This is a genomic window from Streptomyces sp. NPDC042336 (genome assembly GCF_055581985.1).
Map to the genome: position 1 here is coordinate 61,306 of NZ_JBVJEA010000025.1, position 19,859 is coordinate 81,164.

General features: G+C 72.4%; 19 protein-coding genes. 10 read left to right on the forward strand and 9 right to left on the reverse strand.

What is annotated here, in order from left to right; all coding sequences use genetic code 11:
* Nucleotides 1-5 precede the first annotated feature (5 nt).
* The 4 genes from ACZ6IM_RS34925 to ACZ6IM_RS34940 all read right to left on the reverse strand — a co-directional run bounded on the left by ACZ6IM_RS34925 (nt 6) and on the right by ACZ6IM_RS34940 (nt 5,986).
* Nucleotides 6-980 carry an acyl-ACP desaturase gene (locus ACZ6IM_RS34925; protein ID WP_052842269.1) on the reverse strand — a complete coding sequence of 325 codons (975 nt, stop codon included), beginning with the start codon at nt 978-980 and terminating at the stop codon, nt 6-8.
* Between the two features lie 209 nt (nt 981-1,189).
* Nucleotides 1,190-1,966 (reverse strand): dimethylargininase, encoded by a 777-nt coding sequence (ddaH, locus tag ACZ6IM_RS34930; RefSeq protein WP_052842268.1) that lies wholly within the window; start codon nt 1,964-1,966, stop codon nt 1,190-1,192.
* Between the two features lie 116 nt (nt 1,967-2,082).
* The gene (locus tag ACZ6IM_RS34935) at nt 2,083-4,341 is read right to left on the reverse strand and encodes an ATP-binding cassette domain-containing protein (RefSeq protein ID WP_469562352.1); all 2,259 of its coding nucleotides are present in this window, start codon (nt 4,339-4,341) and stop codon (nt 2,083-2,085) included.
* Nucleotides 4,342-4,351: 10 nt separating this feature from the next.
* Nucleotides 4,352-5,986 (reverse strand): ABC-F family ATP-binding cassette domain-containing protein, encoded by a 1,635-nt coding sequence (locus ACZ6IM_RS34940; RefSeq protein WP_052842266.1) that lies wholly within the window; start codon nt 5,984-5,986, stop codon nt 4,352-4,354.
* 308 nt (nt 5,987-6,294) lie between these two features.
* Here ACZ6IM_RS34940 and ACZ6IM_RS34945 point away from each other — a divergent pair, with 308 nt between their 5' ends.
* Nucleotides 6,295-6,966 (forward strand): GOLPH3/VPS74 family protein, encoded by a 672-nt coding sequence (locus ACZ6IM_RS34945; protein WP_052842265.1) that lies wholly within the window; start codon nt 6,295-6,297, stop codon nt 6,964-6,966.
* A 35-nt stretch (nt 6,967-7,001) separates the two neighbouring features.
* On the opposite strand, the gene ssgD is transcribed toward ACZ6IM_RS34945, so the two are convergent.
* Nucleotides 7,002-7,418, reverse strand: coding sequence for a spore wall synthesis regulator SsgD (gene ssgD / locus ACZ6IM_RS34950; RefSeq protein WP_052842264.1), 417 nt, complete (start codon nt 7,416-7,418; stop codon nt 7,002-7,004).
* A gap of 326 nt (nt 7,419-7,744) precedes the next feature.
* On the opposite strand from ssgD, the gene ACZ6IM_RS34955 reads away from it, so the two are divergent.
* Entirely contained in the window at nt 7,745-8,791 is a 1,047-nt protein-coding gene (locus ACZ6IM_RS34955; protein ID WP_052842263.1) for a WD40/YVTN/BNR-like repeat-containing protein, read from the forward strand.
* A 72-nt stretch (nt 8,792-8,863) separates the two neighbouring features.
* On the forward strand, nt 8,864-9,193 hold the full coding sequence (locus ACZ6IM_RS34960; protein WP_052842262.1) for a hypothetical protein: 330 nt from the start codon (nt 8,864-8,866) through the stop codon (nt 9,191-9,193).
* 7 nt (nt 9,194-9,200) lie between these two features.
* Here the strand turns inward: ACZ6IM_RS34960 and ACZ6IM_RS34965 are convergent, their stop codons facing one another.
* Nucleotides 9,201-9,500, reverse strand: a complete 300-nt coding sequence (locus ACZ6IM_RS34965; protein WP_052842261.1) for a YciI family protein — start codon at nt 9,498-9,500, stop codon at nt 9,201-9,203.
* Between the two features lie 43 nt (nt 9,501-9,543).
* Between ACZ6IM_RS34965 and ACZ6IM_RS34970 the strand changes: the two genes are divergently transcribed.
* Nucleotides 9,544-10,245, forward strand: a complete 702-nt coding sequence (locus ACZ6IM_RS34970) for an endonuclease V (protein WP_052842260.1) — start codon at nt 9,544-9,546, stop codon at nt 10,243-10,245.
* Here the strand turns inward: ACZ6IM_RS34970 and ACZ6IM_RS34975 are convergent.
* A complete protein-coding gene (locus ACZ6IM_RS34975; protein ID WP_052842259.1) occupies nt 10,233-10,427 on the reverse strand; it encodes a hypothetical protein in 195 nt (64 codons plus the stop codon). The genes ACZ6IM_RS34970 and ACZ6IM_RS34975 overlap by 13 nt on opposite strands.
* 178 nt (nt 10,428-10,605) lie before the next feature.
* Here ACZ6IM_RS34975 and mmpA point away from each other — a divergent pair, with 178 nt between their 5' ends.
* Complete coding sequence (gene mmpA / locus ACZ6IM_RS34980; protein ID WP_469562358.1) at nt 10,606-10,752, forward strand: morphogenic membrane protein MmpA; 147 nt, start codon at nt 10,606-10,608, stop codon at nt 10,750-10,752.
* A gap of 91 nt (nt 10,753-10,843) precedes the next feature.
* Here the strand turns inward: mmpA and ACZ6IM_RS34985 are convergent, their stop codons facing one another.
* On the reverse strand, nt 10,844-12,034 hold the full coding sequence (locus ACZ6IM_RS34985; RefSeq protein ID WP_052842257.1) for a saccharopine dehydrogenase family protein: 1,191 nt from the start codon (nt 12,032-12,034) through the stop codon (nt 10,844-10,846).
* 207 nt (nt 12,035-12,241) lie between these two features.
* Between ACZ6IM_RS34985 and ACZ6IM_RS34990 the strand changes: the two genes are divergently transcribed.
* The 3 genes from ACZ6IM_RS34990 to ACZ6IM_RS35000 are packed head-to-tail and all read left to right on the forward strand — an operon-like array spanning nt 12,242 to nt 16,880.
* Entirely contained in the window at nt 12,242-13,429 is a 1,188-nt protein-coding gene (locus ACZ6IM_RS34990; RefSeq protein WP_052842256.1) for a CaiB/BaiF CoA transferase family protein, read from the forward strand.
* An 11-nt stretch (nt 13,430-13,440) separates the two neighbouring features.
* Nucleotides 13,441-14,655 (forward strand): acetyl-CoA C-acetyltransferase, encoded by a 1,215-nt coding sequence (locus ACZ6IM_RS34995; protein ID WP_469562362.1) that lies wholly within the window; start codon nt 13,441-13,443, stop codon nt 14,653-14,655.
* 44 nt (nt 14,656-14,699) lie between these two features.
* On the forward strand, nt 14,700-16,880 hold the full coding sequence (locus tag ACZ6IM_RS35000; protein WP_052842254.1) for a 3-hydroxyacyl-CoA dehydrogenase NAD-binding domain-containing protein: 2,181 nt from the start codon (nt 14,700-14,702) through the stop codon (nt 16,878-16,880).
* Between the two features lie 9 nt (nt 16,881-16,889).
* On the opposite strand, the gene ACZ6IM_RS35005 is transcribed toward ACZ6IM_RS35000, so the two are convergent.
* A complete protein-coding gene (locus ACZ6IM_RS35005) occupies nt 16,890-17,618 on the reverse strand; it encodes a MerR family transcriptional regulator (RefSeq protein ID WP_469562365.1) in 729 nt (242 codons plus the stop codon).
* Between the two features lie 231 nt (nt 17,619-17,849).
* Between ACZ6IM_RS35005 and ACZ6IM_RS35010 the strand changes: the two genes are divergently transcribed.
* A complete protein-coding gene (locus ACZ6IM_RS35010; RefSeq protein ID WP_469562368.1) occupies nt 17,850-19,316 on the forward strand; it encodes an amino acid permease in 1,467 nt (488 codons plus the stop codon).
* Nucleotides 19,317-19,358: 42 nt separating this feature from the next.
* Complete coding sequence (locus ACZ6IM_RS35015; protein ID WP_469562371.1) at nt 19,359-19,844, forward strand: macro domain-containing protein; 486 nt, start codon at nt 19,359-19,361, stop codon at nt 19,842-19,844.
* Nucleotides 19,845-19,859 lie beyond the last annotated feature (15 nt).

Genomic DNA, 19,859 nt, shown 5'->3' on the forward strand with positions numbered 1-19,859 from the left:
GGCGGTCAGCCCGCCGCGCGGGCCGCCATGCGGGCCTTGCGCGCCGCCAGCTTCTCGTCGAACTTTGCGGCCTCGGCGTCCAGCCCGCCCATGTACAGGCCGAGTTCCTCCTGTGCCTGCTGGCCCTCGGGACCGAGGCCGTCGATCTCCATGATCTTGAGGAAGCGCAGCACGGGCTGGATCACGTCGTCGTGGTGGATGCGCAGGTTGTAGACCTCGCCGATCGCCATCTGCGCGGCGGCCCGCTCGAATCCCGGCATGCCGTGACCCGGCATCCGGAAGTTGACGACCACGTCCCGGACCGCCTGCATCGTCAGGTCGGGTGCCAGCTCGAAGGCCGCCTTGAGCAGGTTCCGGTAGAAGACCATGTGCAGGTTCTCGTCGGTCGCGATGCGGGCCAGCATGCGGTCGCAGACCGGGTCGCCGGACTGGTGGCCCGTGTTGCGGTGCGAGATGCGGGTGGCCAGCTCCTGGAAGGCGACGTACGCCACCGAGTGCAGCATGGAGTGCCGGTTGTCCGACTCGAAGCCCTCACTCATGTGGGCCATGCGGAACTGCTCCAGCTGGTCCGGGTCGACCGCGCGCGAGGCGAGCAGGTAGTCGCGCATCACGATGCCGTGCCGGCCCTCCTCGGCGGTCCACCGGTGCACCCAGGTGCCCCAGGCGCCGTCGCGGCCGAAGAGGCTGGCGATCTCGTGGTGGTAGCTGGGGAGGTTGTCCTCCGTCAGCAGGTTCACCACGAGGGCGATCCGGCCGATGTCGGTGACCTTGGACTGTTCCTTCCCCCAGGCCTCGCCGTCCTCGAAGATCCCCGGGAAGTTCCGTGCGTCGCTCCACGGCACGTACTCGTGCGGCATCCAGTCCTTGGCGACCTGAAGATGCCGGTTGAGTTCCTTCTCGACCACTTCCTCCAGCGCGTACAGCAGCCGGGCGTCGGTCCAGTCGGCGGAAGTGCCGAGGTGCGGGGAGACGATCGTCACGAAGAACTCCAGGGGACGTGCGACAGTGCGGAACAGCCCGGCGAGCGGTGCCGGGGAACCTACGGGATCGTAGGCTACGAAACCGTAGGTTACGAGACCGTAGGTTAAACGCACTGTAAAGGTCGCTGATCAGCACCCCGACCGGCCCCACCCGACACGGCCGCGAGAGCCGCAGGTCCGAGGCAGTACGGACGCGCGGTGCACCGTACTCAGGCGTACAGCTCCCGCAGCCGGACCGAGAGGCACGTCACACAGCCCTCCAGCTTCTCGAACTCCCCGATGTCGACGAGCACCGGCTCGTGGCCGAGGTCGGCGAGCAGCTCCGCCGTCTTCGGCGCGCTCGCCGCCATCAGCAGCTTGCTCCCGCCCAGCAGCACCACGTGCGCCCCCGACTCCTCCGGCACCGGCAGGAAGCGGGGGAACAGCGAGGGTACGTCCATCATCGGGATGTGCCCGATCACCGTCCCGTCCGGCAGCGCGGTGACCGCCGACTTCAGGTGCAGCACCTTGCTCACGGGCACCGCGACAACCCGGGCGCCCAGCGGCTCGAACGCCGCCCGCAGCTGCTGCACGCCGGCCGCGTTGGTACGCCCGCCGCGCCCCACGTAGATCGTGTCGCCGATCTTCAGGACATCGCCGCCGTCCAGGGTGCCCGGCTCCCAGACCCAGTTGACCGAGCAGCCGAGCCGGGCCACGGCCTCCTCGACGCCGGCCGTCTCCGCGCGCCGCGACTCGGCGCCGGGCCGCGTGATCAGCGCGACGTTGCGGTACATGACGACCGCGTCCTCGACGAAGACCGAGTCCGGGCAGTCGTCCGCCGGGTCCACCTCCAGCGTCTCCCAGCCGTGCGCTCCGAGGGCCTCGACGTAGGCGTCCCACTGTTCGAGGGCCAGGCCGTGGTCGACCTTCTTCCGCTCGACGTGCGTCACCAGCCCCTCGGCGAGCCTGGGACCGGGGCGGCGGACGAGGGCCTTCTTGCTGGGCACACGGGACCTTTCGTGAGGGCGCGGACCGGCGCGGGTCGGGCGCCGGGGGCCCGGCGCCCGTGACGTGGCGCCGCTCCGCCATCATGCAGCGGGGAGCCGTGCGGAAGGAACCCCCGTCAGCCCCTCGTAGCCCTCCTGAGATGCTCCGCGGTGCTGGAGTTGTGGGCGGCGAGCAGCTCGCGCGGGGTGCCCTCGAAGATCACCCGGCCGCCGTCCCGACCCCCGTCCGGGCCGAGGTCGATCACCCGGTCGGCGTGCGCCACCACGTCCAGGTTGTGCTCGACGACCACGACCGTGTTGCCGGAGTCCACCAGCCGGTCCAGCAGGGCGAGCAGCCCCTCGACGTCCGACATGTGCAGTCCGGTGGTCGGCTCGTCCAGGACGTACACCGCGCCGGTGCGGTGCAGCCGGGTAGCCAGCTTGATGCGCTGGCGCTCGCCCCCGGAGAGCGTGGACAGCGGCTGCCCGAGGGTCAGGTAGGTGAGGCCGACGTCGCGCAGGGCGCGCAGCCGGCGGCGTACCCCGGTGTCGGAGAAGAATCCGAGGGCCTGGTCGGCGGTCATCGCGAGCACGTCGGCGACGGACCGGCCGTCGACCGTCAGCCGCAGCACCTCCTCCCTGAAACGCCGCCCCTCGCAGTCATGGCAGGTGGTCGTCACCGGGTCCATGAAGGCGAGGTCGGTGTGGATGATCCCGCGCCCCTCGCAGGTGCCGCAGGCCCCCGCCGAGTTGAAGCTGAAGAACCCCGGCTCGGCACCGGTCTCCCGCGCGAAGATCTTCCGCACCGTGTCCATGATCCCGAGGTACGTCGCCGGGGTGGAGCGGGCCGAGATGCCGATGGCCGACTGGTCGACGACCACGGCGTCCGGGTGGGCCGCCGTCAGCTCCGCGACCAGCGTGCTCTTGCCCGACCCGGCGACCCCGGTGACCGCGGTCAGCACCCCGGTCGCGAACGCCACCGTCACCTCCCGCAGGTTGTGCCGGTCGGCGCCCTTGACCCACAGCTCACCGGTCGGCGTCCGCACGTTCTCCTTCACCGCCGTACGCCGTCCCAGGCACCGCCCGGTGAGCGTGTCCGAGGCCGCCAGCTCGTCCGGGGTCCCCTCGAACACCACCCGGCCGCCGTCGGCACCGGCCCGCGGCCCCATGTCGACGACGTGGTCGGCCAGCGCGATGACGTCCGGGTCGTGTTCGACCACCAGCACGGTGTTGCCCTTGTCGCGCAGCCGCAGCAGCAGGTCGCCGAGGCGCCCCACGTCACGCGGGTGCAGTCCGACGCTGGGCTCGTCGAAGATGTACGTCATCCCGGTGAGGCTGGAACCGAGGTGCCGCACGGTCTTCAGCCGCTGCCCCTCGCCGCCGGACAGGGTGGCGGTCTCCCGGTCGAGGCTGAGGTAGCCGAGTCCGATCGCCTCCACCCGCTCCAGCGCGGCCACCGCGGCAGCGGCGACGGGCAGGGCCACCGGGTCGTCGATCTCCCTCAGCACGGCGATCAGGTCGGTGATCTGCATCCGCGAGCAGTCGGCGATGGAGTGCCCGTCGATCCGGCTGGCGAGCGCGGCCGCGTTCAGCCGGGCCCCGCCGCAGTCGGGGCAGCGGGCCTCCACCAGGAAGCCGCGCACGAGGTCCCGGGTCTTCTCGCTCATGCCGGACAGGTCCCGCTTGAGGTACAGCCGTTCGAACCGGTCGGCGAGCCCCTCGTACTCGGTGTTCCAGGTCCCGCCCGAGCCGTTGACGGTGACCTTGCTGCCGGGCCGTCCCCGCATCAGGAACGCGCGCTCGGCCGCCGTGAAGTCGCCGACCGGCTTGTGCACGTCCAGTTCCCCGGTGTTGGTGTAGGTCTGCCCCTGCCAGGTCCCGGCGGCGAACGGCGGGAAGCGGACCGCCCCGCCCACCAGCGACCTGGCCGGGTCCAGGATCCGGTCCCAGTCGGGCTGCACCCTGCGGCCCAGGCCGTCGCAGCCGGGGCACATGCCCGACGGGTCGTTGAACGAATACGCCGTCGCCGCTCCGGCGCCGGGGGTGCCGTGCCGGGAGAACAGCACCCGCAGCACCGAGTGGATGTCGGTCATGGTGCCGACGGTGGAGCGGGAGTGGCCGCCGACCGGCCGCTGGTCGACGACGATGGCGGGGGTCAGGTCCTCCAGGGCGTCCGCGTGCGGCCGCTCGTACTTGGGCAGCCGGTTGCGCACGAACCAGGTGAACGTCTCGTTCAGCTGGCGCCGCGACTCCACCGCGATCGTGTCGAACACGACCGACGACTTCCCCGATCCCGAAACGCCGGTGAACACGGTCAGCCGGCCCTTCGGGATGCGGAGCGAGACGTTCTGGAGGTTGTTCTCCCTGGCTCCGGTGATGCTGATGAACTCGCTCATGCCAGGGACGCTAGGCCGAATACCCGACAGCCTCCGGCGTGATTTCCCTCAGCTCCCCCTCCTCGAACAGCAGCCAGCGCGTGATGCCCAGTGACTTCAGGAACGGCAGGTCGTGGCTGGCCACGATCAACGCCCCCTCGTAGGCCTCCAGCGCGGTGGTGAGCTGCCGCACGCTCGACATGTCCAGGTTGTTGGTCGGCTCGTCCAGCATCAGCAGCTGCGGCGCGGGCTCGGCCAGCATCAGGGCCGCCAGCGCCGCCCGGAAGCGTTCGCCGCCGGACAGCGTGGCCGCCTTCCGATCGGCGCGGGCGCCCCGGAACAGGAAGCGAGCCAGCCGCGCCCGGATACGGTTGCCGGTGGCGCCCGGCGCGAACCGGGCCACGTTCTCCGCGACGCTCAGCTCGCCGTCCAGGACGTCCAGGCGCTGCGGCAGGAACCGCAGGGGCACGTGCGCCGTCGCCTCGCCCGCCACCGGTGCCAGCTCCCCGGCGACGGTGCGCAGCAGCGTGGTCTTGCCCGCGCCGTTGCGTCCGATCAGCGCGATCCGCTCGGGACCGTGCAGATCGAGTCCGCCCGCCACCCGGGCGCCGTAGGCCAGCTCCAGCTCGCGCAGGGTCAGCACGGTCCGGCCCGGCGGCACGGCCGTGTACGGCAGGTCGACGCGGATCTCGTCGTCGTCCCGCACGGCCTCCACCGCGTCGTCGAGCCGCTCCTTCGCCTCGGCGAGCTTCTCCTCGTGCATGACGCGGTACTTGCCCGCGGACTGCTGGGCGGTGCGGGCGCGCAGCTTCATCACCGCCCGGGGCTCGCGCTTGGTGTCGTACATCTTCTGCCCGTAGCGCCTGCGCCGGGCCAGGACGACCTGGGCGTCGGCCAGTTCGCGCTTCTGTCTGCGCAGGTCCGACTCGGCGACCCGCACCATGCGCTCGGCCGCCTCCTGCTCCACGGCCAGCGCCTCCTCGTACGCCGTGAGGTTGCCGCCGTACCAGGTGACCGAGCCGGAACGCAGGTCGGCGATCTGGTCGACCCGTTCCAGCAGTTCCCGGTCGTGACTGACCACGACCATCACGCCCGGCCAGGACTCGACGGCCGCGTACAGCCGTCCGCGGGCGTACACGTCGAGGTTGTTGGTGGGCTCGTCCAGGAGCAGGACGTCGGGCCGGCGCAGCAGCAGCGCGGCCAGCCGCAGCAGCACCGACTCGCCGCCCGACACCTCGCCGACGGTGCGGTCGAGGCCGACGTGGCCCAGTCCGAGTCCGCCGAGCGTGGCGAGGGCGCGTTCCTCGACGTCCCAGTCGTCGCCGACGGTCTCGAAGTGCTCCTCGCTCACGTCGCCCGCCTCGATGGCGTGCAGCGCGGCCCGCCGCCCGTCGATGCCGAGCGCCTCGTCGACGCGCAGCGCGGTGTCGAGCGTGACGTTCTGCGGCAGGTAACCCACCTCGCCGGTCACCCGGACGGCGCCGTCGGCCGGGGTGAGCTCTCCGGCGATCAGCTTCAACAGGGTGGACTTGCCGGCGCCGTTGACACCGACGAGGCCGGTTCTGCCGGGGCCGAAGGCGACGTCGAGTCCCTCGAAGACGGTGGTGCCGTCGGGCCAGGCGAAGGACAGGGACGTACAGGTGAGGGAAGCAGGGGAAGTAGACATACGGGTCTCCGCGGTTGCTCGAAGCGGTCAGGGGCAAACGCGTATCGAGACACCGCAAGCGGGCGGCCGCCGTCGGACGAGGGGAGAGCACGAAGCAAGTCCCGCTCCGTCAGGAGGCACGGACGGCACGGACGGCTCGAACGCCGAGGTCGCACGCGGCGTACACACGTGAGATACGTGTGACGCGGTGTCTCAGGACCTCAGACGAGCAACGTCCTTCTCCAATCGGCGGCAACAGAAGCGGTACCGAACCTAGACAGGGCCGGTTGGCCTGTCAACGCATTTACGCGGACCCCGAGGAGGCCCCCGTGCCCAACGGCTCGCTCTCACTGCCGGCCCGGCTCTGCCTGCTGGCCTGGGACCCCACCGGGTCCACCGCCGCCGACACCGCCCGGGTCCACCACCTGGTGCGTGCCGGCGCTCTCACCGAACTGGCCCAGCGCGGTCTGCTCACCGACGACGAGGGCATCGTCACCCCCGCCGACCTGGACTCCCGCACCGGGGACGCGGTCCTCGACGGGCTGCTGGAACTCGTCCGCGAGTCGCTGCCGCACCGGTGGCGCACCTGGGTGCGGCTGCACGCCAGGGTCACCTTCGACGCCGTACGGGAGCAGTTGGTGGCGCAGGGGTACCTGCGGGCCGAGAAGAGGCGGGTGCTCGGCGTGTTCCCGTCCGTCGAGTACGTGCTGGCGCGGGCCGCCGTGGCGCGGGCGCTGCGCGAGGAGGCGCGATCCGTCCTGGAGGGGCCGCTGCCGGCCGGGGAGGTCTCCGAACGGGACGCGGCCCTGGGCGCGCTGGCGGCCGCCGCCGGCCTGGGCGTCCCGAAGGGCACGCTCGGCGGGGTGCGCGGACGGGACCGGATCACGGAGCTGTCCCGGCGGTGCGCGAGTGCGGCACCCGGCATGCGGAAGATCGTGAGTGAGGTGTGGGACGCGGTGAGCGACGAGAGCGCACGGGCACCGGCGTCCGCGCGCGGCTGAGCGCCGTCCGTCACCGCGGGAGCCGGGGGAGGGGGTCAGCAGCTCCCGCGCATCAGCTCCGCCAGGTCGTGGTCCAGGTCCAGCTGGAGGTGCTCCAGGCCCACCGGCACCAGCTCGCCGGCGGCGTGCAGGAACCGGCGCAGCTCGCCCGAGCGGACATGGATCACGGCGGTGCCCTCGGGCGCGTGGAACTCCAGGACGGTGCGGTCGTACCCGTACGGGCGCACCCGGACGTCACCGTGGCCGTTGGGCTCGGCCATCCCGGCGATGAGCAGCTCGCGGGAGAAGGTCCAGCAGACCTCCACGCCTTCGAGGGTGGCCGGGGCCGGGAAGGTCATGCGGACGGCGAACGGGTCGGCGCGATCGTAGTGCAGGGTGGCGGGAATGCTCGGCATACGCGGCGCGGCGGCGACGAGACGCGCCTCGACGGGCTGCTCGATGACGGTGGACAACGCCTTGCTCCCTCGTGACGGCTGGACGGGCTTCGCGGGTGGTACGGGCCGGGCACTGGAAGAGACGTCGGAATCAGCCCATCCGTGCACACGACGAGCGAGTGACCTCTGTCACCGCGTTCATGCCCGGGAGCCGCCAGGAGTGACACGCCTCTCCTCCCGTGCCCCGCAGGGCACTTGCGGCACGCCCGCATCGCATGTGCGAGCGGTCGCGGCCCTCTGGACGGCGCGCGGGCCGTGGGCTAGCTTCGCCCGCCATGAGGCGCTTGGGAAGCACGCGACGCACGGTACGGTCCGTTCGAGCCGGCGGCAGGCGCACGGGGCGGGTGGCGCTCGCGGGCGCCGTCTGCGCGGCGGCGCTGGCCGCGCTGACCGCCGTACCCGCCCAGGCGCACCAGCGGCCGCACTGGGACGTGAAGGACACCGGGGTCTCGGACGTCCGGTTCCGGGGGCTCGCCGCCGTCAGCCGGCACACCGCCTGGGCGGCCGGCACCGGGGGGACGGTCCTGCGCACCACCGACGGCGGCGACACCTGGCGCGAGGTCTCCCCGCCCGGCGCCGGTGAGCTGGAGTTCCGGGACATCGAGGCATTCGACGCCCGCCGCGCCGTGGTGCTGGCCATCGGCGAGGGCGAGGCGTCCCGGGTCTACCGCACCGACGACGGCGGGGCGACCTGGACCGAGTCCTTCCGCAACACCGACGCGCGGGCCTTCTACGACTGCCTCACCTTCTTCGACCGCCGTCACGGCCTCGCCATGAGCGACCCGGTGGACGGGAGGTTCCGCATCCTGTCGACCAGCGACGGCGGCCGCTCCTGGCAGGTGCTGCCCGACGCGGGGATGCCGGCCGCGCAGGACGGCGAGGCCGGGTTCGCGGCCAGTGGCCAGTGCCTGGTCTCCGCCGGACCGAGGGACGTCTGGCTGGCCACCGGCGGGGCCGCACGCGCGCGCGTGCTGCACTCCGCCGACCGTGGGCTCACCTGGACGGCCACCGACGCGCCGATCCCGGCCGGCGACCCCGCCCGCGGCGTCTTCGCCCTCGCCTTCCGCGACCGCGCCCACGGCCTCGCCGTCGGCGGCGACTACCGCCCCGAGCAGGCCTCCCCGCGGGCCGCCGCCCGGACCGCCGACGCCGGCCGCACCTGGCGCCCCGCCGACCGGCCGCCGCCCGCCTACCGCTCCGGCGTCGCCTGGCTCCCGCACAGCCGCACCACCGCCCTCGCCGTCGGCCCCACCGGCACCGACCTCACCACGGACGGCGGCCAAACCTGGCGCACCGTCGACACCGGGTCCTACGACACCGTGGACTGCACCCCGGACCTTGGCTGTTGGGCCGCCGGCGAGCAGGGCCGGGTCGCCCGGCTGGAGCGCTGACGCCGGGCGGGCAGGGGTGTTTGTCCGTAACGTGGGTAACCGTTCGCTGAACGTGAGAGGAAGTGAGCGGACATGCCGAGCGGTTCCAGCTCCAAGCGGGAGCGGCAGTACGAGCACATCAAGAAGAGCGCGAAGGACCGCGGCGAGAGCACCGGCCGCGCCAAGGAGATCGCGGCGCGGACGGTGAACAAGGAGCGCGCGCAGTCCGGCGAGTCGAAGACCGCCAGCCGCACCTCGACACAGGACAAGTCGCCGAGCAAGCGCGGCGGCCAGCGGTCCGGGAACCGTCAGGGACCCCAGGGGCCCACCTACGACCAGCTGTACCAGGAGGCCAAGCGCCGTGACGTCCACGGCCGTTCGAGCATGAACAAGGGCGAGCTGCGCCAGGCGCTGGGCAAGTGAGCCGCGGCTACCGGCCGGGCGTCTCCCGGTAGCGCTCCAGCGCGGGCGCCGTCTTCGTGGCGATGAACTCGGTGACGCGGTACGCGCACACACCCGCCTTGACGAACGGGTCGCCCGCGGTGATCTCCTCGATCCGCGCACGGTCCCCCGCGACGGCGATGATCACCCCGCCCTCGCGGGGCTCCTTGCGCCCGGAGGCCAGGAACACGCCCTGCTCGTAGAGTCCGTCGAGCCAGACCACGTGCTCCTCCAGCACGGCGTCGACGGCTTCGAGCGGGGCGGTGTAGGACAGCTCCAGTACGAACATGTTCGCGAGCCTACGCCCGGCTCCCGTTAGGCTTGCGGCCACCATGACGACCGTGACCGCGCAGACCCCCGCCGACTGGCCCACGACCGAGGAGCGGGCCCGCGCCGTCCAGGACGAACTACGCGCACGCGTGGTGCTCGACGAGCCCGGACCCCGGCCCGGCACCGGCCGGATCACCGGCGTGGACGTCGCCTACGACGACGAACGCGACGTCGTCGCGGCGGCGGCCGTCGTGCTGGACGCCGCGACCCTCGCCGTCGTCGCCGAGGCCACGGCCGTCGGCCGGATCTCCTTCCCCTACGTGCCCGGCCTGCTCGCGTTCCGGGAGATCCCGACCGTGCTCGCCGCCCTGGAGGCGCTGCCCTGTCCGCCCGGCCTGGTCGTCTGCGACGGATACGGTCTGGCCCACCCGCGCCGCTTCGGCCTGGCGAGCCACCTGGGCGTCCTGACCGGCCTGCCCACGATCGGCGTGGCCAAGAACCCCTTCACCTTCACCTACGACGACCCGGCCGCCCCGCGCGGCAGTACGTCGCCGCTGCTCGCCGGAGCGGAGGAGGTCGGGCGCGCGGTGCGCACCCGCGACGCGGTGAAGCCCGTCTTCGTCTCCGTCGGGCACCGGGTGGACCTCGGCAACGCCTGCGCCCACACCCTGGCCCTGACGCCCGCCTACCGGCTGCCGGAGACCACCCGCAGGGCGGACGCCCTGTGCCGCGCGGCCCTGCGGGACGCCGCCTACCCGGCCTGATCCGCGATGCTCCAGCGGCCCACCTCCCGGTACGCCGAGTCGTATATCTCCGAGCCGTCGCCGGGCCGCAGCGCGTAGTGCTTCAGGTTGCCGCCCCAGTACCGCAGGATCCGCTGCAGTTCGCCCGTGGGGTCCTCGGCGAGGGCGCCCTCGTCCATGGTGACTTCGAGAAGGAACTTCATGCCTTCAAGGGTTTCATTGAACTCCTTCTTGGGACTTCGGCGCGCGTGATGCCCGGGAGCAGCGGGAAGTGCCGAGGAGGACGCCGTGGAAGTCTCAAATCGGCTGTTCCGATCGCGCAGGTGGATCTGAGTACCCGTACGGATGTGCTGCCGGCGGCGGCCCCGGCAGGGTGGACGCATGACGACACACCGTGCACCCAAGTACTCGGCCCGGTCCGGCCGCCCCGTGGAGCGGGCCGTGGTCGTGGGGCTGGTGCTGGCGGTGGGCGCCGGGCTGGCCTGGATCGTCGGGATGATCTACACGATCGCAGGGTGGTCCGGGTAGCGGCGGCCGCCGGACCGCCGCACACCCCCGGACCGGACCGCCGCACACCTCCCGGGGAGCGTTGCTGGTCAGCGCGTCGGGGAACGGCTGATCAGCGCGTCGCGGCCACCCGGAAGCCGATGCCCGCCGCCCGCAGCCGCTCGGTCAGCGCGTCGCCCATCGCCACGGCCGTCGTGACCTGTCCGGCCGTCGGCGGCAGGGAGTCGAGGGCCAGGCAGAGCGCCGCCTCGGCGAACATCTTGGCCGTCTCGTCGTACCCGGGGTCCCCGCCCGCGACCTCGGTGAACACCCTCCGGCCACCGCCCTCGCCCACGAAGCGGACCGAGAACCAGCTCTTGGCCCGCCGCTCGGCGCTCGGTCCCTCGCCCGGCGCGAGCCGCCCGGACAGCCAGCGCCGCGCGGCCGGCACCTGGGCCGCCGCCATCAGCGCGCCCACGGCCGCCACCCCGCCCACCGCGACGGGCAGTCGCCGCACGGCCGCGTAGTGGCGGTAGCGGAAGTCCGGACCGTAGCGGTCCAGAGCCTTCGCGGAGCGGCGCACGATCTGCGCGTCCACGGTCGGCAGCGGCAGCGCCCACGCCCCCACCTCCCCGGCGAACCGCGGCGCCCCGGTCGGCGTCACCACGCGGCGGCCCACCAGACGCGGCTCGTGCCGCCGGCGCTCCAGCGCGGCGGCCCGCAGCGCGCGGCCACGCGCGAACTGGCCCAGCGCGGAGGCGAACGTACCGCCCGAGAAAGCGGCGCCGGCCCGCACGAAGCCGTCCACGGTCAGCGGCACGCCCTCCGGCAGGTGCCGCACGGTGAGGTACACGCCGAGGTCGTGCGGGACGGAGTCGAAGCCGCAGGCGTGCACCAGGCGGGCGCCGGTCTCCCGCGCGCGGGTGTCGTGGCGGACGTAGGCCAGGTCCACGAACTCGGGCTCCCCGGTGAGGTCGAGGTAGTCCGTGCCGGCGTCCGCGCAGGCGGCCACCAGCGCGTCGCCGTACCGGACGTAGGGACCGACCGTCGTGGCCACCACGCGCGCGTGCCCGGCGAGTTCGCGCAGCGAGGCCGGGTCGGACACGTCCGCGAGCAGCACGCCGACGTCCGCCGCGGTGTCCGCCGCACCCGTCAGCCGGTCGCGCAGCCGGCGCAGCCTCTCCTCGCTGCGGCCGGCGATCGCCCAGCGCAGCCCGTCCGGCGCGTGCGCGGCGAGGTACTCCGCCGTCAGCTCGCCGACGAACCCCGTCGCCCCGAACAGCACGATGTCGTACGGCCGGTCGGCCGCTTTCAGCCTGCTCATGACATCCCTCCGTCACCCGTCGGCAACCCCTGGGCCCGCAGCACGCGCCGTTGCCGGTGGCCGAGGCTAGCGTGAGGAGCGCGCGGCCCGGCGAGGAGCCTGCACCATAATTGGCTAAGCGCTTGCTCGCCCGGGTCTTGTGCCCAGTGGAACACGTTCTTAGCATCACTGGTGTTACATCGGTTGTGTCACAGAGCTGGGGGCTGGATGTCGGAAGCGAAGACGCCGACGCGGACGCCGGGCGCCGACGGCCCGCTCACTGGTGTGCGCGTGGTCGAGCTGGCCGGGATCGGTCCCGGCCCGTTCGCCGCCATGCTCCTGGCCGACCTGGGCGCCGACGTCGTGCGTGTCGACCGTCCCGGCGGGCCCGGCCTCGGCATCGACCCCGCCCACGACGTGACCAACCGCAACAAGCGCTCCGTGGTCGTCGACCTCAAGGCACCGGACGGCCCGGCCCGCGTCCTCGACCTCGCCGAACGCGCCGACGTCCTGATCGAGGGCTACCGCCCCGGCGTCGCCGAACGGCTCGGCATCGGCCCCGCGGACTGCCACGCCCGCAACCCGGCGCTCGTCTACGGCCGCATGACCGGCTGGGGCCAGGAAGGCCCGCTCGCCCCGCGCGCCGGGCACGACATCGGGTACATCGCACTCACCGGCACCCTCGGCATGATCGGCGCCCCCGGCGAGCCCCCGGCCGTCCCCGCCAACCTCCTCGGCGACTACGCGGGCGGCTCCCTCTACCTGGTCGTCGGAATCCTCGCCGCCCTGCACCACGCGCGGGAGAACGGCACCGGGCAGGTCGTGGACGCCGCCATCGTCGACGGCGCCGCCCACCTCTCCGCGATGATCCACGGCATGCTGGCCGCCGGCGGCTGGCAGGACCGGCGCGGCGCCAACCTCCTCGACGGCGGCTGCCCCTTCTACGGCACCTACGAGACCGCCGACGGCCGGTACATGGCGGTCGGCGCCCTGGAGCCCCGGTTCTACGCCGAGTTCACGCGGCTCCTCGGCATCCCCGAGCAGGCACCGGCCCGCGACGACCCGGCCCGCTGGCCCGAGCTGCGCGCGGCCGTCGCCGCCCGGTTCAAGTCCCGTACCCGCGACGAGTGGACGGCGCTCTTCGCGGACTCCGACGCCTGCACCGCTCCCGTCCTGTCGCTGCGCGAGGCCCCGCACCACCCGCACCTCGCCGCCCGCTCCACCTTCACCGACCACGACGGCATCACCCAGCCCGCCCCCGCGCCCCGCTTCTCCGCGACCCCCACCGCCGTACGCACCGGGCCGGCCCTGCCCGGCGCCGGCACCGAGGCCGTGGTCCGCGACTGGGGGCTGGCCCCCGACTGGGCCCCGTCCCCGGCCCCCCTCCCGAACCCCGCAGTCCACAACCCTCAGTGAAAGGCCTGCCAGTGAGCACCGAAGCGTACGTGTACGAGGCGATCCGCACCCCGCGCGGACGCGGCAAGGCGAACGGAGCCCTGCACGGCACGAAGCCCGTCGACCTGGTCGTCGGCCTCATCCACGAGATCCGCGCCCGTTTCCCGGGCCTGGACCCGGCGGCGGTGGACGACATCGTGCTCGGTGTCGTCGGCCCGGTCGGCGACCAGGGCTCGGACATCGCCCGTATCGCGGCGATCGCCGCCGGGCTGCCGGACACGGTGGCGGGCGTGCAGGAGAACCGCTTCTGTGCCTCGGGCCTGGAGGCCGTCAACATGGCGGCGATGAAGGTGCGCTCCGGCTGGGAGGACCTGGTCCTCGCGGGCGGTGTTGAGTCCATGTCCCGCGTCCCCATGGCCTCGGACGGCGGCGCCTGGTTCAACGACCCGATGACCAACCTCGCCACCAACTTCGTCCCGCAGGGCATCGGCGCCGACCTGATCGCGACCATCGAGGGCTTCTCGCGCCGCGACGTCGACGAGTACGCGGCGCTCTCCCAGGAGCGCGCGGCCACCGCGTGGAAGGAGGGCCGCTTCGAGCGCTCCGTCGTGCCGGTGAAGGACCGCGCCGGTCTCACCGTCCTCGACCACGACGAGCACCCGCGGCCCGGCACCACCGCCGACTCCCTCGGGAAGCTCAAGCCGTCCTTCGCCGACATCGGCGAGCTGGGCGGATTCGACGCCGTGGCGCTGCAGAAGTACCACTGGGTGGAGAAGATCGACCACGTCCACCACGCGGGCAACTCCTCCGGCATCGTCGACGGCGCCTCCCTGGTCGCCATCGGCTCCAAGGAGGCCGGCGACCGCCACGGCCTCGCCCCGCGCGCCCGGATCGTCTCCGCCGCCGTGTCCGGTTCCGAGCCCACCATCATGCTCACCGGCCCAGCCCCGGCCACCCGCAAGGCCCTCGCCAAGGCCGGGCTGACCATCGACGACATCGACCTGGTCGAGATCAACGAGGCGTTCGCCGCGGTCGTCCTGCGCTTCGTCAAGGACATGGGCCTGTCCCTGGACAAGGTCAACGTCAACGGCGGCGCCATCGCGCTCGGCCACCCGCTCGGCGCCACCGGCGCGATGATCCTCGGCACGCTCGTCGACGAACTGGAGCGCCAGGACAAGCGGTACGGCCTCGCCACCCTGTGCGTGGGCGGCGGCATGGGCATCGCCACCATCGTCGAGCGCATCTGACCCCCTCCCGACGGATCACGACGGATCACCTGGAGCACACCCTCATGAGCACCGAGCCCACCACCATCCGCTGGGAGCAGGACGACACCGGCGTCGTCACCCTCGTCCTCGACGACCCCGCCCAGTCCGCGAACACCATGAACCAGGCGTTCCGCGACTCCCTGGCGGCGGTCACCGACCGCCTGGAGGCCGAGAAGGACTCCGTCCGCGGCGTCATCGTCACCTCCGCCAAGAAGACCTTCTTCGCCGGCGGTGACCTGCGCGACCTCATCCGCGTCACCCCGGAGACCGCCCAGGACCTCTTCGACGGCGGCATGGCCATCAAGCGCAACCTGCGCCGCATCGAGACCCTCGGCAAGCCCGTCGTCGCCGCCATGAACGGCGCGGCCCTCGGCGGCGGCTACGAGATCGCGCTGGCCTGCCACCACCGCGTCGCCCTCGACGCGCCCGGCTCCAAGATCGGCTGCCCCGAGGTCACCCTCGGCCTGCTCCCCGGAGGCGGCGGCGTCGTCCGCACCGTCCGGATGCTCGGCATCACCGACGCGCTGCTGAAGGTCCTCCTCCAGGGCACCCAGTACAACCCGCGCCGCGCCCAGGAGAACGGCCTGGTCGACGAGGTCGCCGACAGCCGCGAGGACATGCTCGCCAAGGCCCGCGCCTTCATCGACGCCCACCCGGAATCCGCCCAGCCCTGGGACCGGCCCGGCTACCGCATCCCCGGCGGCACCCCGTCCCACCCGAAGTTCGCCGCCAACCTGCCCGCCTTCCCGGCCAACCTGCGCAAGCAGACGAACGGCGCCCCCTACCCGGCGCCGCGCAACATCATGGCCGCCGCCGTCGAGGGCTCCCAGGTCGACTTCGAGACCGCCCAGGTCATCGAGGCCCGCTACTTCGTCGAGCTGGCCGCCGGACAGACCTCGAAGAACATGATCCAGGCGTTCTTCTTCGACCTCCAGGCGGTCAACTCGGGCGCCAACCGCCCCAAGGGCGTCGAGCCGAGGAAGGTCACCAAGGTGGCCGTGCTGGGCGCCGGGATGATGGGCGCGGGCATCGCCTACTCGTGCGCCCGCGCGGGCATCGAGGTCGTGCTGAAGGACGTCGCCCTGGAATCGGCGGTCAAGGGCAAGGCGTACTCGGAGAAGCTGTGCGCGAAGGCGGTGGCGAAGGGGCGTACGAGCCAGGAGAAGGCCGACGCGCTCCTGGCCCGGATCACGCCGACCGCGGAGGTGGGCGACCTGGCGGGGTGCGACGCGGTGATCGAGGCGGTGTTCGAGGACACCGCGCTCAAGCACAAGGTGTTCCAGGAGATCGAGCACGTCGTCGCCCCGGACGCGCTGCTGTGCTCGAACACCTCGACGCTGCCGATCACGGCGCTGGCCGAGGGCGTCGAGCGCCAGGCCGACTTCATCGGGCTGCACTTCTTCTCGCCGGTGGACAAGATGCCGCTGGTGGAGATCATCAAGGGTGAGCGCACCGGAGAGGAGGCGCTGGCGCGGGCGTTCGACCTGGTCCGGCAGATCAGCAAGACGCCGATCGTGGTCAACGACTCGCGGGGCTTCTTCACCTCCCGGGTCATCGGCCATTTCATCAACGAGGGCGTCGCGATGGTCGGCGAGGGCATCGAGCCCGCCTCCGTCGAGCAGGCGGCGGCCCAGGCCGGCTACCCGGCCAAGGTGCTGTCCCTGATGGACGAGCTGACCCTGACCCTCCCGCGGAAGATCCGCCAGGAGACGAAGCGGGCCGTGGAGGAGGCGGGCGGCACCTGGACCGCGCACCCCGCCGAGTCGGTCATCGACCGCATGGTCGACGAGTTCCGGCGCCCCGGACGCAGTGGCGGCGCCGGCTTCTACGAGTACGGCGAGGACGGCAGGCGTGCCGGGCTGTGGCCGGGCCTGCGCGAGCACTTCACCAAGCCGGGGCACGAGATCCCGTTCGCCGACATGCAGGAGCGCATGCTCTTCTCGGAGGCGCTGGACACCGTCAAGCTCCTGGAGGAGGGCGTACTGACCTCCGTCGCCGACGCCAACATCGGCTCGATCCTCGGCATCGGCTTCCCCGGCTGGACCGGCGGCGTCCTGCAGTACATCAACGGCTACGAGGGCGGCCTGCCGGGCTTCGTCGCCCGCGCGCGCGAACTGGCCGACCGCTACGGCGAGCGCTTCACCCCGCCCGCGCTGCTGGTCGAGAAGGCGGAGAAGGGGGAGGTCTTCACGGACGGCCGCTGAGCCGCCGGATCATTCACCGGCCTCCTCGTCGAGCCACTCCCGCAGTTCCTCGCGCAGCGACCGCTGGAACGTGGTGAGCAGCGCCTGCACCACCAGCGGGTGCATGTGGGCGGACAGCGACCGCACGTCCCGCGTGCCGCGTCCGGCGACCGCCTCGCGCAGCAGCCGCGACAGGTCCCGCGCGGCGGCGCGGGAGTGCTCCAGGAGGGCGGTACGGGCGGCGAGGACCGTCTCGGGGGAGAAGGGCACGTCGAGCAGCTCGACGCCGAGCCGGAGCAGCCCGACGTCGACGCGGTAACCCTGGCCGTCGCCGTCGGGCACCACGACGTCCATCGCCCCCAGCCGGTCCACCTCCTCGTCGGTGAGCGGCCGCCCCGCCCGCCTGCCCAGCTCCTCACGGGTGACCCGCTCCACCGTCCGAGGCGCCCAGGAGGCCACCACCGCGCGGTGCAGCGCCAGGTCCTGGGCGCTCAGGTCCTTCGGCAGCTGCCCCAGGTACCGCTCGATCGCGGCCAGCGTCATGCCCTGGTGCTGCAACTCCTCGATCAGCGCCAGCCGGGCCAGGTGCTCCCCGTCGTAGTGCCCCACCCGGCGCGGGCCGATCACCGGCGGCGGCAGCAGACCCTTGGTGCCGTAGAAGCGGACCGTGCGCACCGTGACGCCGGCCCGCGCGGCCAGCTCGTCGATCGTGAGGGTCTGCCCTCCGGCGTCGGCCGCCTCGGTGTCGCTCGTCGTCATGTGTAGCAGTATCGCTGTCTCACCGATGCTGTGACACCTCTTGTGCACCACGTGGAGACCGTCGGTGGATCATGTGAGAAGTCACGCTGTGTGACATGAGCCACCGCATGCCCACGCAGCGTCGTGGGAAGGTGCTGCCTTGGTCTGTGCCGCGAGGGTGGTGCGGGCCTTGTCACTGTACGGACGACCCGGGCACATCCCGCCCGGGCGCACCAGAGAGTGGAACCACCCGTGAGCAAGGACGCCGTCGCCACGGCACAGGCCGCCGCCCACCCACAGGCGGCCGAACGACCCGCGGACGCGGGCGACGCCGGCTACAGCAAGGACCTCAAGGCCCGCCACGTCAACATGATCGCCATCGGCGGCGCGATCGGCACCGGCCTCTTCCTCGGCGCCGGCGGACGCCTGCGCGACGCCGGACCGGCGCTCGCGATCGCCTACCTCGTCGCCGGCGTCTTCGCCTTCTTCGTCGTCAAGGCGCTCGGTGAGCTGGTGCTCTACCGGCCGTCCTCCGGATCCTTCGTGTCGTACGCGCGCGAGTTCCTCGGCGAGAAGGGGGCCTACGTCGCGGGCTGGATGTACTTCCTGAACTGGTCGACGACCGGTATCGCCGACATCACCGCGATCGCGCTGTACACGCACTACTGGAGCATGTTCACGAGCATCCCCCAATGGGTGCTCGCCCTGGTCGCCCTCGCGGTGGTTCTGGCCGTGAACCTCATCTCGGTGAAGATCTTCGGCGAGATGGAGTTCTGGTTCGCGATCGTCAAGGTCGCCACCCTCGTCGGTTTCATGCTGATCGGCATCTTCCTGCTCGCCACCCAGCACGAGGTGAGCGGGCAGTCCCCGGGCGTGGGCATGATCACCGACCACGGCGGCGTCCTCCCGCACGGGGTGATGCCCGTGGTCCTGGTCATGCAGGGCGTGATCTTCTCCTACGCGGCCCTGGAGCTGGTCGGCGTCGCCGCCGGTGAGACCGCTGAGCCGCACAAGATCGTTCCCCGCGCGGTGAACTCGATCATGTGGCGGGTGGCCGTGTTCTACGTCGGCTCGGTCGTGCTCCTGGCCCTGCTGCTGCCGAGTTCGCTCTACTCGGGTGACGAGAGTCCCTTCGTCACGGTGCTGTCGGGGATCGGTGTGCCGGCCGCCGGTGACGTGATGAACCTCGTCGTGCTCACCGCCGCGATGTCGTCGCTGAACTCCGGCCTGTACTCCACCGGCCGCATCCTGCGTTCCATGGCGATGGCGGGCTCCGCGCCCAGGTTCACCGGCGTGATGAGCCGCAGCCAGGTCCCCTACGGCGGCATCCTGCTGACCTGCGCGGTCTGCGTCCTCGGTGTCGGCCTCAACTACCTTGTGCCGAGCAAGGCCTTCGAGATCGTGCTGAACGTCGCCTCCCTGGGCATCATCAGCACCTGGGTGATCATCATGATCTGCCACCTGGTGTTCGTCCGCCGGGCGCGGGCGGGCCTGGTCGAACGGCCGCGCTTCCGGCTGCCCGGCGGCCCCGTCACGGAGATCGTCACGATCGCCTTCCTGCTGGCTGTCATCGGCCTGATGTGGAACGACGAGGAGGTCGGCCGCAAGACCGTGCTGCTGGTGCCCGTGATCGCGGTGATGCTGGTGGCCGGCTGGTTCGGCGTCCGGCGCCGGGTCGCCCACCAGGCCGACCAGGACCTCCCGACACCGGGGAAGTAGCGACCCGGGGCCACTGTCAGTGGTGGCCCGTACGGTGGCGTCATGCTGGAGATCGGATATGTCCGGGGCGACGCCACCGCGCCGTCGGTGAAGGGCGTCAAGGTCATCGCCCACGTGTGCAACGACCTCGGCGGCTGGGGCAAGGGCTTCGTCCTGGCCGTCTCCCGCCGCTGGCCGCAGCCGGAGGCGGCGTACCGGGCCTGGCACCGTGACCGCGCGTCCAACGACTTCGGTCTCGGCGCGGTCCAGTTCGTCCAGGTCGAGCCGTACGTGTGGGTGGCCAACATGATCGGCCAGCGCGGCATACGGACCGGCAGCAAGGGCGCCCCCGTGCGCTACGAGGCCATCGGCACGGCCCTCGGCGACCTCGCCGAAAAGGCGGCCGGGCTGGAGGCGTCCGTGCACATGCCCCGCATAGGCTGCGGCCTGGCCGGCGGCAAGTGGTCCCGCGTGGAGCCGCTCGTCACCGACCGCCTCGCCCGGCGCGGCATCCCCGTGACCGTCTACGACCACGGGGACACGGCCTAGGGCTGTCCGCGACGG